We start from the raw sequence: 13,918 nt of genomic DNA on the forward strand, positions 1-13,918 counted from the left end.
GAGGCCTGCTCTTCGACGCTGTAGTTGACGTCGACCTGGTCGTCGGTGCCAGGCACCTGCGGGGTCTCGACGTTGACTTCCTTGAAGAAGCCCAGGCGCTCCAGGCGGGTCTTGGACTGGTCGATCAGGTAGGTCGACGCCCAGCCACCTTCCATCTGGCGCATTTCGCGACGCAGCACTTCGTCTTCGGTCTTGGTGTTGCCGCGGTAGTTGATGCGGTTGACGTAGGCACGCTTGCCCGGGTCGACCACGAACATGATGTCGACGGTGTGGTCCTGGTCGTTTGGTTGCGGCACGCCGTTGACGTTGGCGAAGGTGTAGCCTTCGTTACCCAGGCGGCGGGTGATCAGCTCGGACGTGGTGGTCATCACCTTGCGCGAGAACACCTGGCCCGGCTGCACCAGCAGCAACGACTTGACCTGGTCTTCCGGCACCTTGAGGTCACCGGACAGCTTCACGTCGCGAACGGTGTATTTCTCGCCTTCGTTGATGTTGACGGTGATGTAGACGTGCTTCTTGTCCGGCGTGATGGACACCTGGGTGGAGGCGATGTCCATGTTGATGTAGCCGCGGTCCAGGTAGTAGGAACGCAGGCGCTCCAGGTCACCGGAGAGTTTTTCACGGGCGTACTTGTCGTCGTTCTTGAAGAACGACAGCCAGTTGGTGGTCTTCAGCTCGAACAGCTGCCCCAGGGTCTCATCATCGAATACGTTGTTGCCCACGATGTTGATGTGCTGGATGGCGGCGACGGTGCCTTCGTTGATCTTGATCTTCAGTGCCACTCGGTTGCGCGGCTGCGGCACCACCTCGGCGTCGACCTCGGCCGAGTAGCGCCCTTGGGCCACGTACTGGCGCTGCAGCTCATTACGCACACCTTCGAGGGTGGCACGCTGGAAGATCTCGCCTTCGGCCAGGCCCGATTGTTTCAGGCCCTTCATCAGGTCTTCGGTGCTGATCGCCTTGTTGCCTTCAATCTCGATGCTCGACACCGACGGGCGCTCGACCACGTTGATGATCAGCACATTGCCATCGCGGCTCAACTGGATGTCCTGGAAGAACCCGGTCTTGAACAAGGAACGAGTCGAGTCCACCAGGCGGCGGTCGTCGGCCTGGTCGCCAACGTTCAGCGGCAAGGCACCGAACACACTGCCAGCGGAAACCCGCTGCAGGCCGTTGACGCGAATATCGGAGATGGTGAAGGACTCGGCGTGAACTTCAGCGATCATCAGTGCGGACATGACCGCAGTTAGCAGCAGACGTTTCATGAAGTCCTTTTATTCCAACTGGCAATAAACAACCTGCCGTCACAAAACGGCAGGTTCGCAATTGAGCGAAGCTTTATAGTCGACCCAGATCGTTGATCAGGGCGAGCAACATCACCCCTATGACCAAACTGATACCGATCTGAACCCCCCAACCTTGCACCCGATCCGACAGCGGACGACCGCGCGCCCACTCGACCAGGTAAAACAGCAAATGCCCCCCGTCCAGTACTGGAATGGGCAGCAGGTTAAGAACCCCCAGGCTTATGCTCAGGTAGGCCAGGAAATTCAGGAAATCCCCCACGCCGGACTGGGCTGAAGCGCCCGCCACTTTAGCAATGGTTATCGGTCCACTCAAGTTTTTTACCGAGAGCTCCCCGAACAGCATTTTCTTCAGCGACTCAAGGGTCAGGACGCTCATGTTCCAGGTACGCGACAAGCTCTCACCCACCGCATCCAGCGGGCCGTAGCTGATTTCGCGGAGCATGTTGGCAGGCCATTCGCCACCTTTGACGCCAGCGCCAAGATAGCCACCGACGGCCTTGCCCTCCCCCTTGCGGGCCAAGGTCACCGGCAGCTCCAGGGCAGCGCCATCGCGCTCCACTCGCACCACTACCTTGGCATCCGGGCGGGCGCGCACGCGGTCGACAACCTGCTGCCATTCAGTCACTGCCACATCGTCCAGAGCCAGCAGCTTGTCACCGGTTTTCAGGCCCGCAGCGGCAGCCGGCCCCTTCGGATCGATCTCGGCCAGCACAGGTGTGATCGCCGGTCGCCAAGGGCGCAGCCCCAGGGATTGAATTGGGTCCGGCTCGTCGGCGCCCTTGAGCCAATTGTCCAGCTTGACCTGCAGCTGACGCTCGGCGCTGGCGCCCTCATCGCGCACGCCAATCTGCAAGGTACCGCTCTCGCCCAGACGACGAACCAGCTGCAAATTGACCGCCGACCAACCGTTGGTCGGCTTGCCATCTACAGAAACGATTTCCTGACCTGCGGTCAGCCCTGCAGATGCTGCCAGGCTGCCACTGTCGACCGCGCCGATAACCGGGCGGATTTGCTGGGTACCCAGCATCGCCAGCACCCAGAAAAACAGGATAGCCAGCAGAAAATTGGCGATCGGGCCTGCCGCGACAATCGCAATACGCTGGCGCACCGACTTGCGGTTGAACGACTGCCCGGCCAGCGCCGGCGGCACATCGCCTTCGCGCTCGTCGAGCATCTTGACGTAGCCACCCAGAGGAATGGCCGCAACAACGAACTCGGTGCCGTGGCGGTCATGCCACCGCAGCAGCGGCGTGCCGAAACCCACCGAGAAACGCAGCACCTTGACGCCGCAGCGGCGCGCCACCCAGAAGTGACCGAATTCGTGGAAAGTGACCAGCACACCCAACGCCACGAGGGTGCCGATAATCATGTAGAGCGCTGTCATGTCCATCTCCGAATGATGTTCAGCGGGCCGGCATCCTGCCCAGCCCCCTCACGAACCTTGGCGGGCCTGCATCAGCGGCCGTGACGCCTCAGCCACTCACGGGAAAGCTCCCGGGCACGCTGATCGGCGGCAAATACCGCATCCAGCGACGGCAGCGGTACGACGGGTTCCTGGTCGAGTACCTGTTCGATCATACCCGCGATCTCCGGGAAGCGGATGCGCCGTTCAAGAAATGCCTGGACCGCGACTTCGTTGGCCGCATTGAGCACGGCAGGCGCGCTGTTGCCGGCCTCGGCAGCCTGCCGCGCAAGGCGCAGGCAAGGGAAGCGTTGTTCGTCGGGCGCCTGAAAATCCAGACGGGCGATGGCGAACAGGTCCAGAGGGGCTACCCCGGAATCGATCCGTTCCGGCCAGGCCAACGCGTTGGCGATCGGCGTACGCATGTCCGGGTTGCCCAACTGCGCGAGTACCGAACCGTCCACGTAGTCGACCAGCGAGTGGATTACGCTCTGCGGGTGCACCACTACCTCAACCTTGGATGGCACGGCATCGAACAACCAGCAGGCTTCGATCAACTCGAGGCCTTTGTTCATCATGCTGGCCGAATCCACGGAAATCTTGCGCCCCATGGACCAGTTAGGGTGCGCACAGGCTTGCTCCGGGGTCACGTCCAGCAGCGCCTCGACCGGCGTTTCGCGGAACGGCCCGCCGGACGCGGTAAGCAGGATCCGGCGCACACCGACGGCACTCAGACCACGGGCGTAGTCGCCTGGCATGCACTGGAAGATAGCGTTGTGTTCGCTGTCGATCGGCAGCAGCACGGCCCCTTTTTGCCGCACCGCCTCCATGAACAGTGCGCCCGACATCACCAGTGCTTCCTTGTTGGCCAGCAACACCTTCTTGCCGGCCTCGACCGCTGCCAGCGTGGGCCGCAGGCCGGCAGCACCGACAATGGCTGCCATCACTGCATCCACTTCAGCGGCCGACGCCACCTGACAAAGCCCGGCCTCACCTTCCAGCACCTCGGTGGTGCAGCCGGCCGCAGCCAGACCCGCACGCAACCTCACCGCCGCCTCAGTGCTCGGCACCACAGCGAATGCCGGGCGATGACGCACACATAAGGCCAACAGCTCGTCGATGCGCGAATAGCCAGTGAGGGCAAACGCTTGATAACGGTCAGGATGACGCGCAATCACATCCAGCGTGCTCAGGCCAATGGAGCCGGTGGCCCCGAGCACGGTAATACGCTGCGGGCGACTCACATCACACCCCATTCGGCAGCCCACAGCAGTACGGCGAAAATCGGGATTGCCGCCGTCAGGCTGTCAATGCGATCGAGCACACCCCCATGCCCGGGGAGCAGATTGCTGCTGTCCTTGATACCGGAGCGACGCTTGAACATGCTCTCGGTCAGGTCACCGACCACCGAGGACATCACCAGCAACGCAGCGCCCAACAGGCCCAGCAGGATCTGACCAAAGCCCCAGTCGCGGCTGATGCCGACACCCAGGGTAATCAACAGGCTGACCGCCAGGCCACCGTACACGCCTTCCCAGCTCTTGCCCGGGCTGACCTGCGGAGCCAACTTGCGCTTGCCGAATGCCCGGCCAGAGAAGTACGCACCGATGTCGGCGGCCCACACCAGCACCATGACGGACAGGATCAGCCAGTTGCCCAGGGGCCAGTGCTTGAGCAGCACCAACCCTTGCCAGGCCGGCAGCAACACCAGCAGGCCGATCAGCAACCGACAGGCAGCACTGGCCCACAGGTCGCTGCTGCGCGGGTAGGTAAGCACCAGCCAGGTGGCCAGCCCCCACCAGATCACCGCAGCGCCCAGTACCCAGGGCGCCAGTTCCGGAAGGATGTACAGCAGCATCAGCGCCCCCGCGACCACCGCAGCATAGGCAATGCGCAGCGGCTGGGCCATCAGCCCGGCCAGGCGCGCCCACTCCCAGGCACCGAGGGTCACTACGAAGCCGATGAACAGGGCGAAATCCCCGCCATTGAGCAGGAAGAAACCACCCAGCGCGACCGGCAGCAGGATCAGCGCAGTAATGATGCGTTGTTTAAGCATTAAGCACGAGCTCCAGCCTCGACCTGCTCGCTGGTCTTACCGAAGCGGCGCTGGCGCGAAGCGAAATCGGCCAGGGCATTGCGCATGGCCTCGTGTTTGAAGTCCGGCCAGTAGAGGTCGGAGAAGTACAACTCGGCATAGGCCAGCTGCCACAACAGGAAATTGCTGATGCGGTGCTCGCCACCGGTGCGAATACAAAGGTCTGGTAACGGCAGCTCGCCGGTTGCCAGACAGGTCTGCAGCAGGCCCGGGGTGATGTCTTCGGGGCGCAGGTGCCCGGCTTGCACTTCCCGCGCCAGCCGCTGGGCAGCCTGGGCGATGTCCCACTGGCCACCGTAGTTGGCTGCTATCTGCAGAATGAAGCGGTTGTTGCCGGCGGTCACTGCCTCGGCTTCGCGCATGGCGGCCTGCAGCTCAGGATGGAAACGCGATCGGTCGCCGATGATGCGCAGGCTGATATTGTTCTCGTCAAGGCGCTTGGCCTCACGGCGCAGCGCCGAGAAGAACAGCTCCATCAGCGCACCGACCTCTTCGGCAGGGCGCTGCCAGTTCTCGCTGGAGAAGGCGAACAGGGTCAGTACCTCGACCCCGGATTTGGCACAGACTTCGATGACCGCGCGAACGGCGTCCACACCCGCCTTGTGCCCGGCCACGCCGGGCAGCAGGCGTTTTTTCGCCCAGCGATTGTTGCCATCCATGATGATCGCGACATGACGCGGCACCGAGGACGGCGCCGCTGGCTTGGTCTTTTCCATTAAAAAACCCCGGCCTTAGACGGCCATCAGGTCCTTTTCCTTGGCTTTGAAGGCAGCATCGACTTCGGCGACGAACTTGTCGGTCAGCTTCTGGATCTCGTCCGCGGCGCGACGCTCTTCGTCTTCGCTGATCTCCTTGTCCTTGGTCAGCTTTTTCAGGTCAGCCAGGGCGTCGCGGCGCACGTTGCGCACGGCTACCTTGGCATCCTCGGCAACACCGCTGGCCTGCTTGGTGTAGCCCTTGCGGGTTTCCTCGGTCAGGGCCGGCATCGGGACACGGATGGTGGTACCGGCGCTGGACGGGTTAAGGCCCAGATCGGAGGTGAGGATGGCCTTTTCGATGGCAGCGCTGAGGTTCTTGTCGTGAGCGACGATCTTCAGGGTGCGGGCATCTTCGACGGTGATCGCGGCGACCTGGTTCAGCGGCATTTCGCTGCCCCAGGCGGTAACCTTGACGCTGTCCAGGATGCTTGGGTGAGCGCGACCGGTGCGGATTGCAGCCAGGTTGCGGGACAGGGCCTCGATGGACTTGCCCATGCGCTCCTGCGCGTCTTTCTTGATGTCGTTGATCATGCTTGGCCTTCCTCGATCAGTGTGCCTTCAGCGCCACCCACCACGATGTTCAGCAGGGCGCCAGGCTTGTTCATGTTGAATACCCGCAATGGCATCTTGTGGTCACGGCACAGGCAAATTGCGGTCAGGTCCATCACACCCAGCTTGCGATCCAGAACCTCATCGTAGGTCAGGCGATCGAATTTCTCGGCGTGCGGATCCTTGAATGGATCGGCAGTGTACACGCCATCGACCTTGGTCGCCTTCAGCACCACGTCAGCATCGATTTCGATGGCGCGCAGGCAGGCCGCGGAGTCGGTGGTGAAGAACGGGTTGCCGGTACCGGCGGAGAAAATTACCACATCCCCGGAGTTGAGGTGACGAATAGCTTTGCGGCGATCGTAATGATCGGTGACACCCACCATGGAAATGGCCGACATGACCAGGGCCGGGATGTTCGAGCGCTCCAGCGCATCGCGCATGGCCAGGCCGTTCATCACGGTAGCCAGCATCCCCATGTGGTCACCCGTGACGCGGTCCATGCCGGCTGCGCTGAGCGCGGCGCCGCGGAACAGGTTGCCACCACCGATCACCAGGCCGACCTGGACGCCGATCCCTACCAGCTGGCCAACTTCAAGCGCCATGCGATCCAGCACTTTCGGGTCGATCCCGAAGTCTTCCGAGCCCATCAGGGCCTCGCCGCTAAGTTTGAGCAAAATGCGTTTATAGCGAGGTTGGCGACCACTCACCTGCTGAGCCATTGCGAGTCTCTCCTGCGGCGTACTTTTAGAAAATTCGTGCGGGCTGTTTGCAGCCTGCTAACTGTAGCGTGGCACCGCTTCGGTGCCAGCGAAGAGGGAGTCGTATAAACCCCTCCCCGTTTTGACAAAGAGGCTGCGCGCGTGAGCGGGCAGCCTCTTTGGGGCGACAGACGGGGCTGTCTTACTGCTTGGCAGCAGCGACCTGAGCGGCAACTTCAGCAGCGAAGTCGTCGACTGGCTTCTCGATGCCTTCGCCTACTTTGAAGTAGGTGAAGGAAACGATTTCAGCACCGGCTTTCTTGGCCAGCTCGCCAACCTTGACTTCCGGGTTCATAACGAAGGCTTGCTCTTTCAGCGAGGCTTCGGCTTTGAACTTGGTGATACGACCGTTGATCATGTTCTCAACGATGTTTTCCGGCTTGCCGGCGATCTTGTCGGCGTTCAGCTGCAGGAAGACATTCTTCTCGCGCTCGATGGCCTCGGCGGAGATTTCCGACGAATCCAGGAACTCAGGGTTCGAAGCTGCAACGTGCATGGCGATGTTCTTCGCCAGCTCCACGTCACCGCCTTTCAGAACGACGACAGCGCCGATCTTGTTGCCGTGCAGGTAGGCACCGACAACGTCACCCTCAACGCGCACCAGGCGACGGATGTTGACGTTCTCGCCGCACTTGGCAACCAGGGCTTCACGAGCAGCTTCACGCGAGGCGATCAGCGGAGCGGCGTCGGTCAGCTTCTGGGCGAAGGCTTCTTCGAGGCTTTCGGCCACGAAGTTCTTGAAGTCGTCTTGCAGGGCCAGGAAGTCGGTCTGCGAGTTCACTTCCAGCAGGACGGCGGATGTACCGTCGGTCTTGACGGCGATAGCGCCTTCAGCAGCGACGTTGCCAGCCTTTTTGGCGGCCTTGATGGCGCCCGAGGCACGCATGTCGTCAATGGCTTTCTCGATGTCGCCGCCGGCCTTTTCCAGGGCCTTTTTGCAATCCATCATGCCTTCGCCGGTACGCTCGCGCAGTTCTTTTACCAGCGCTGCAGTAATTGCTGCCATTTCAAAATCCTCTTGGAAAGTTTTTCAACCATTCCACCCGTCAATCACGGGCGTTCAATTCTGCAAATCCGCTGTTTTCATTTCAGCAGGCCCATGATGCGGGGCCGATGCTGACAGCAGGATTTCAAGGTGGCAAAAAGGGGGCAAAGCCCCCTTTTTGCGTGCCAAGTAGACGCTAGCGCCTATTACTCAGCAGCAGGTGCAGCCGCTTCTTCAGCGTAAACTTCGGTGCCGCCGGCAACGTTGTTGCGGCCGCGGATGACTGCGTCAGCCATCGAAGTCATGTACAGCTCGATAGCGCGAATGGCGTCATCGTTACCTGGGATGATGTAGTCAACACCTTCCGGGCTGCTGTTGGTATCGACAACGCCGATAACCGGGATACCCAGCTTGTTGGCTTCGGTGATCGCGATGCGCTCGTGATCAACGTCGATAACGAACAGAGCGTCTGGCAGACCGCCCATGTCCTTGATGCCGCCCAGGCTGCGATCCAGTTTTTCCAGGTCGCGGGAGCGCATCAGGGCTTCTTTCTTGGTCAGCTTGGCGAAAGTGCCGTCTTCGGCCTGGGTTTCCAGGTCGCGCAGACGCTTGATCGAAGCGCGGATGGTCTTGTAGTTGGTCAGCATGCCGCCCAACCAACGGTGGTCAACGTACGGCGAACCGCAACGAGCTGCTTGCTCGGCGACGATCTTGCCGGCGGAACGCTTGGTGCCGACGAACAGGATCTTGTTCTTGCCCTGGGCCAGGCGCTCTACGAACGACAGAGCGTCGTTGAACATTGGCAGGGTTTTTTCCAGGTTGACGATGTGGATCTTGTTACGCGCGCCGAAAATGTACTTGCCCATTTTCGGGTTCCAGTAACGGGTCTGGTGGCCGAAGTGCACACCGGCCTTCAGCATATCGCGCATGTTGACTTGGGACATGATAGTTCCTTGATAAGTCGGGTTGGGCCTCCACGTATCCCAATGACCAACCCGCGAATTCTGCAACTCGGGGCACCCAGGTCATCGTGTCGACACGTGTGTGGGTTAAGTGCTGACGGGGTCGTCCCCGAAAGCGGCGCATTTTATACCACAGACCGCGAGCGAACGGAACCCGGATACTGTTGCGTCTGTCAGCACTTTTTGCAGCACCCCGGCTTTCGCGCCAGAATGCCAGCTATAGACAACAGCATGGCCGCCTTTATCCCGACCGATCGGCGCCCTGCTCTGCTAGAATCCGGCCTTTCCCGTTTGTTCGCGCCGTGCACGGCGCCGTAGAGAGCCTGTAATGACCGTCACCATCAAGACCGCAGAAGACATCGAGAAGATGCGCATCGCTGGCCGCCTGGCCGCCGAAGTGCTGGAAATGATCGAAGAACACGTCAAGCCCGGCGTCACCACCGAAGAGCTCGACCGCCTGTGCCACGATTATATCGTCAACGTTCAGCAGGCCATCCCGGCACCGCTCAACTACAAGGGCTACCCGAAGTCGATCTGCACCTCGATCAACCATGTGGTCTGCCACGGCATCCCCAACGACAAGCCGCTCAAGGACGGTGACACGCTCAATATCGACGTCACCGTGATCAAGGACGGCTACCACGGCGACACCAGCCGCATGTTCCACGTCGGTAACGTGCCGGTCTGGGCCGAGCGCCTGTCCAAGGTCACCCAGGAATGCATGTACAAGGCCATCGAGCTGGTCAAGCCGGGCTGCCGCCTGGGCGACATCGGTGAAGTGATCCAGAAACACGCGGAAAAGAACGGTTTCTCGGTGGTGCGCGAGTTCTGCGGTCATGGCATCGGCAAGGTGTTCCATGAAGAGCCGCAGATCCTCCACTACGGCCGCGCGGGCACGGGCATGGAGCTGAAGGAAGGCATGACCTTCACCATCGAGCCGATGATCAACCAAGGCAAGGCCGACACCAAGGTGCTGGGCGACGGCTGGACCGCCATCACCAAAGACCGCAAGCTCTCGGCCCAGTGGGAACACACTTTGGTGGTGACTGCGACTGGCTACGAGATCTTCACCCTGCGCAAGGACGACACCATCCCGCGCACTTCGGCCTGACCGCACTCCGACAGGCCACCCCACGACAGGAACGTGACGCGATGCCCCAGGTGGACCCCGAGCTGTTCGACCGTGGCCAGTTCCAGGCGGAACTGGCCCTCAAGGCGAGCCCCATCGCCGCCTTCAAGAAAGCCATCCGCCTGGCCGGCGAGGTGCTCGACAAACGTTTTAGCGCCGGCAGCGACATCCGCCCGCTGATCGAGGCCCGCGCCTGGCTCGTCGACAATATCCTGCAACAGGCGTGGAACCAGTTCGACTGGGGCGACCAGAGCGGCATCGCCCTGGTTGCGGTGGGCGGCTACGGGCGCGGTGAACTGCACCCGCACTCGGACATCGACCTGCTGATTCTGCTGGGCGCTGCCGAGCACGAGCAGTACCGCGACGCCATCGAGCGCTTTCTGACCTTGTTGTGGGACATTGGCCTGGAAGTCGGCCAGAGCGTGCGCACCGTAGACGAGTGCGCCGAACAGGCCCGCGCCGACCTGACGGTAATCACCAACCTGATGGAAAGCCGCACCATCGCCGGCCCCGAGGCCTTGCGTCAGCGCATGCTGGAAGTCACCAGCACCGCGCACATGTGGCCGAGCAAGGAGTTCTTCCTGGCCAAGCGCGCCGAACTCAAGGCCCGCCACCACAAGTACAACGACACGGAGTACAACCTCGAACCCAACGTCAAGGGTTCGCCAGGTGGCCTGCGTGACATCCAGACGGTCCTTTGGGTGGCCCGCCGCCAGTACGGTACGCTCAACCTGCATGCACTGGCCGGCGAAGGCTTCTTGCTGGAAAGCGAGAATGAACTGCTGGCTTCGTCCCAGGACTTCCTCTGGAAAGTCCGTTATGCCCTGCACATGCTGGCCGGACGCGCCGAAGACCGCCTGCTGTTCGACCACCAGCGCAGCATCGCCACGCTGCTGGGCTACAGCGATGAAAACCCCAAGCGGGCGATCGAACAATTCATGCAGCAGTACTACCGGGTGGTGATGAGCATCAGCCAACTGTGCGACCTGATCATCCAGCACTTCGAAGAGGTTATCCTCGCCGATGAGGAAAGTGGCAGCACCCAGCCGCTGAACGCGCGGTTCCGCCTGCATGACGGCTACATCGAGGCCGCCCATCCGAACGTGTTCAAACGCACGCCGTTCGCCATGCTGGAAATCTTCGTGCTGATGGCCCAACACCCCGAGATCAAAGGCGTGCGTGCCGATACCGTGCGCCTGCTGCGCGAACACCGCCACCTGATCGACGACACGTTCCGCACCGACATCCGCAATACCAGCCTGTTCATCGAGCTGTTCAAGTGCGAAATCGGCATCCACCGCAACCTGCGCCGGATGAACCGCTACGGCATTCTCGGCCGTTACCTGCCAGAGTTCGGCCTGATCGTCGGGCAGATGCAGCATGACCTGTTCCACATCTATACGGTCGACGCGCATACCCTCAACCTCATCAAGCACCTGCGCAAGCTGCAATACACGCCGGTTTCCGAGAAATTCCCGCTGGCCAGCAAGCTCATGGGGCGCCTGCCCAAACCCGAGCTGATCTACCTGGCCGGCCTGTACCACGACATTGGCAAGGGTCGCCAGGGCGACCACTCGGAAATCGGTGCAGTGGACGCGCAGAAGTTCTGCGAACGGCACCAGTTGCCGGCCTGGGACAGCCGCCTGATCGTCTGGTTGGTGCAGAACCACCTGGTGATGTCGACCACCGCTCAGCGCAAGGACTTGTCCGACCCGCAGGTGATCAACGACTTTGCCCTGCACGTGGGCGACGAGACGCGCCTTGACTACCTGTACGTACTGACCGTGGCCGACATCAACGCCACCAACCCGAGCCTGTGGAACTCGTGGCGGGCCAGCCTGCTGCGCCAGCTGTACACCGAAACCAAGCGCGCCCTGCGCCGCGGCCTGGAAAACCCGCTGGACCGCGAAGAGCAGATTCGCCAGACCCAGTCGTCAGCGCTGGATATTCTGGTGCGCGAGGGCACCGACCCGGATGACGTCGAGCAGCTATGGGCGCAACTGGGCGATGACTATTTCCTCAAGCACACGGCCGCCGACGTGGCTTGGCACACGGATGCGATCCTGCAGCAACCGGCCGATGGCGGGCCGCTGGTGCTGATCAAGGAAACCACCCAGCGCGAGTTCGAAGGCGGCACGCAGATCTTCATCTATGCCCCCGACCAGCACGATTTCTTCGCCGTGACGGTGGCGGCCATGTCGCAGTTGAACCTGAACATCCACGACGCACGAATCATCACGTCGAGCAGCCAGTTCACCCTCGACACCTATATTGTGCTGGACAACGACGGCGGCTCGATCGGCGACAACCCGCAGCGGGTCAAGCAGATTCGCGACGGCCTGACAGAAGCGCTGCGCAACCCCGAGGACTACCCGACCATCATCCAGCGCCGGGTGCCGCGGCAGCTCAAGCACTTCGACTTCCCGCCGCAAGTGACCATCCTCAACGATGCCCAGCGCCCGGTGACCATCCTCGAAATCACCGCGCCAGACCGCCCAGGCCTGCTGGCCCGGCTGGGTCGGATCTTCCTGGAGTTCGACCTTTCACTGCAAAACGCCAAGATCGCCACCCTCGGTGAGCGGGTAGAAGACGTGTTCTTCATTACCGATGCCGACAACCAGCCGCTGTCAGACCCGCAGCTGTGCAGCCGCCTGCAGGAAGCCATCGTGCAGCAACTGCAGGCCGGTCAAGGTAGCGACACCAGCCAGACCCGCGTGACCTTTTAACGATTAGACGATTGACGAGACCTTGCGCCGATGAACCATGCCTTGACCCAGCTTCAGCCCTATCCGTTCGAAAAGCTCCGCGCCCTGCTGGGCAGTGTGAAGCCTGCGGCGGACAAACGCGCCATCGCCCTGTCGATCGGTGAGCCGAAGCACGAATCGCCGGCGTTCGTTGCCCAGGCCATGGCCGACAACCTCGACAAGCTGGCGGTTTACCCGAGCACCCTTGGTTTGCCAGCCCTGCGCCAGGCCATCGGCCAGTGGTGTGAACGACGCTTTGGCGTGCCAGCCGGCTGGCTGGACGCCGACCGCCACATCCTGCCGGTCAATGGCACCCGGGAAGCGCTGTTCGCCTTCACCCAGGCCGTGGTCAACCGCGCCGATGACGGCCTGGTGATCAGCCCCAACCCGTTCTACCAGATCTACGAAGGCGCAGCGCTGCTGGCCGGCGCCACCCCGCACTACCTGCCGTGCCTGGAAAACAACGGTTTCAACCCGGACTTCGACGCCGTACCGGCCGAGGTGTGGAAGCGTTGCCAGATCCTGTTCCTGTGCTCGCCGGGCAACCCTACCGGTGCGCTGGTGCCAATGAACACCCTGAAGAAGCTGATTGCCCTGGCTGACGAACACGACTTCGTGATCGCCGCCGACGAGTGCTACAGCGAGCTGTACTTCGACGAGGACGCGCCACCGCCTGGCCTGCTGTCGGCATGCGCCGAGCTTGGCCGTAGCGATTTTGCGCGCTGCGTGGTGTTCCACAGCCTGTCCAAGCGCTCCAACCTGCCTGGGCTGCGCTCGGGCTTCGTCGCGGGCGATGCCCAGATCATCAAGCCGTTTCTGCTGTACCGCACCTACCACGGCTGCGCGATGCCGGTGCAAACCCAGCTGGCCAGCATCGCTGCCTGGCAGGACGAGGCGCATGTGCGCGCGAACCGCGACCAATACCGAGCCAAGTACGATGCCGTGCTGGATATTCTGCAGCCGGTACTGGACGTGCAACGCCCGGACGGCAGTTTCTACCTGTGGGCCAAGGTACCGGGCGACGATGCCGAGTTCACCCGCGACCTGTTCGAAGCCCAGCATGTGACCGTGGTGCCGGGGTCGTACCTGTCGCGTGAAGTAGATGGGGTGAACCCGGGTGCCGGGCGCGTGCGCATGGCACTGGTTGCACCGCTGGCCGAATGCATCGAGGCGGCCGAGCGGATTCGCGCCTTCCTGCAAAACAGCTGATCAACCCCTTCGCGGGC

12 protein-coding genes are annotated in these 13,918 nt (G+C 61.9%); 3 read left to right on the plus strand and 9 right to left on the minus strand.

Features of this window, described 5'->3' with window-relative positions; all coding sequences use genetic code 11:
* From bamA to rpsB, 9 genes are all read right to left on the minus strand, one after another.
* The coding region (bamA, locus tag ACTJJN_RS20005; RefSeq protein WP_440781554.1) for an outer membrane protein assembly factor BamA at window positions 1-1,265 on the minus strand (1,265 nt) is incomplete at its 3' end.
* Window positions 1,266-1,338: 73 nt separating this feature from the next.
* Window positions 1,339-2,691, minus strand: coding sequence for an RIP metalloprotease RseP (gene rseP / locus ACTJJN_RS20010; RefSeq protein ID WP_026031852.1), 1,353 nt, complete (start codon window positions 2,689-2,691; stop codon window positions 1,339-1,341).
* A 71-nt stretch (window positions 2,692-2,762) separates the two neighbouring features.
* Entirely contained in the window at window positions 2,763-3,953 is a 1,191-nt protein-coding gene (gene ispC, locus ACTJJN_RS20015) for a 1-deoxy-D-xylulose-5-phosphate reductoisomerase (protein WP_088513367.1), read from the minus strand.
* Window positions 3,950-4,765 carry a phosphatidate cytidylyltransferase gene (locus tag ACTJJN_RS20020; RefSeq protein WP_003252301.1) on the minus strand — a complete coding sequence of 272 codons (816 nt, stop codon included), beginning with the start codon at window positions 4,763-4,765 and terminating at the stop codon, window positions 3,950-3,952. Before ACTJJN_RS20020 ends, ispC begins: the two co-directional genes overlap by 4 nt.
* On the minus strand, window positions 4,765-5,520 hold the full coding sequence (uppS, locus tag ACTJJN_RS20025) for a polyprenyl diphosphate synthase (RefSeq protein WP_003252299.1): 756 nt from the start codon (window positions 5,518-5,520) through the stop codon (window positions 4,765-4,767). Before uppS ends, ACTJJN_RS20020 begins: the two co-directional genes overlap by 1 nt.
* A gap of 15 nt (window positions 5,521-5,535) precedes the next feature.
* A complete protein-coding gene (gene frr, locus ACTJJN_RS20030) occupies window positions 5,536-6,093 on the minus strand; it encodes a ribosome recycling factor (RefSeq protein ID WP_003252296.1) in 558 nt (185 codons plus the stop codon).
* Window positions 6,090-6,833, minus strand: coding sequence for a UMP kinase (gene pyrH, locus ACTJJN_RS20035; RefSeq protein WP_088513366.1), 744 nt, complete (start codon window positions 6,831-6,833; stop codon window positions 6,090-6,092). The genes frr and pyrH overlap by 4 nt, the downstream gene beginning before the upstream one ends.
* A gap of 181 nt (window positions 6,834-7,014) precedes the next feature.
* A complete protein-coding gene (gene tsf / locus ACTJJN_RS20040) occupies window positions 7,015-7,878 on the minus strand; it encodes a translation elongation factor Ts (RefSeq protein WP_003252290.1) in 864 nt (287 codons plus the stop codon).
* 185 nt (window positions 7,879-8,063) lie between these two features.
* The gene (rpsB, locus tag ACTJJN_RS20045; RefSeq protein ID WP_003252287.1) at window positions 8,064-8,801 is read right to left on the minus strand and encodes a 30S ribosomal protein S2; all 738 of its coding nucleotides are present in this window, start codon (window positions 8,799-8,801) and stop codon (window positions 8,064-8,066) included.
* Window positions 8,802-9,147: 346 nt separating this feature from the next.
* Between rpsB and map the strand changes: the two genes are divergently transcribed.
* Genes map through dapC form a run of 3 tightly spaced genes read left to right on the plus strand, consistent with a single transcriptional unit; the run spans window position 9,148 to window position 13,901 of the window.
* Entirely contained in the window at window positions 9,148-9,930 is a 783-nt protein-coding gene (gene map, locus ACTJJN_RS20050; protein WP_003252286.1) for a type I methionyl aminopeptidase, read from the plus strand.
* A gap of 41 nt (window positions 9,931-9,971) precedes the next feature.
* Window positions 9,972-12,674: a [protein-PII] uridylyltransferase gene (locus ACTJJN_RS20055; protein ID WP_003252283.1), complete on the plus strand. Its 2,703-nt coding sequence runs from the start codon at window positions 9,972-9,974 to the stop codon at window positions 12,672-12,674.
* A gap of 30 nt (window positions 12,675-12,704) precedes the next feature.
* Window positions 12,705-13,901, plus strand: a complete 1,197-nt coding sequence (gene dapC, locus ACTJJN_RS20060; protein ID WP_012053545.1) for a succinyldiaminopimelate transaminase — start codon at window positions 12,705-12,707, stop codon at window positions 13,899-13,901.
* Window positions 13,902-13,918: the final 17 nt, after the last annotated feature.

The organism is Pseudomonas sp. 22515 (genome assembly GCF_052044625.1).
GTDB classification, from domain to species: domain Bacteria; phylum Pseudomonadota; class Gammaproteobacteria; order Pseudomonadales; family Pseudomonadaceae; genus Aquipseudomonas; species Aquipseudomonas alloputida.

What these genes read in the sequence shown, in the direction of transcription:
- rseP (WP_026031852.1), bottom strand. Translation starts at nt 2,691, where the DNA reads ATGACAGCGCTCTACATGATTATCGGCACCCTCGTGGCGTTGGGTGTG.
- ACTJJN_RS20020 (WP_003252301.1), bottom strand. Translation starts at nt 4,765, where the DNA reads ATGCTTAAACAACGCATCATTACTGCGCTGATCCTGCTGCCGGTCGCG.
- uppS (WP_003252299.1), bottom strand. Translation starts at nt 5,520, where the DNA reads ATGGAAAAGACCAAGCCAGCGGCGCCGTCCTCGGTGCCGCGTCATGTC.
- frr (WP_003252296.1), bottom strand. Translation starts at nt 6,093, where the DNA reads ATGATCAACGACATCAAGAAAGACGCGCAGGAGCGCATGGGCAAGTCC.
- pyrH (WP_088513366.1), bottom strand. Translation starts at nt 6,833, where the DNA reads ATGGCTCAGCAGGTGAGTGGTCGCCAACCTCGCTATAAACGCATTTTG.
- tsf (WP_003252290.1), bottom strand. Translation starts at nt 7,878, where the DNA reads ATGGCAGCAATTACTGCAGCGCTGGTAAAAGAACTGCGCGAGCGTACC.
- rpsB (WP_003252287.1), bottom strand. Translation starts at nt 8,801, where the DNA reads ATGTCCCAAGTCAACATGCGCGATATGCTGAAGGCCGGTGTGCACTTC.
- map (WP_003252286.1), top strand. Translation starts at nt 9,148, where the DNA reads ATGACCGTCACCATCAAGACCGCAGAAGACATCGAGAAGATGCGCATC.
- ACTJJN_RS20055 (WP_003252283.1), top strand. Translation starts at nt 9,972, where the DNA reads ATGCCCCAGGTGGACCCCGAGCTGTTCGACCGTGGCCAGTTCCAGGCG.
- dapC (WP_012053545.1), top strand. Translation starts at nt 12,705, where the DNA reads ATGAACCATGCCTTGACCCAGCTTCAGCCCTATCCGTTCGAAAAGCTC.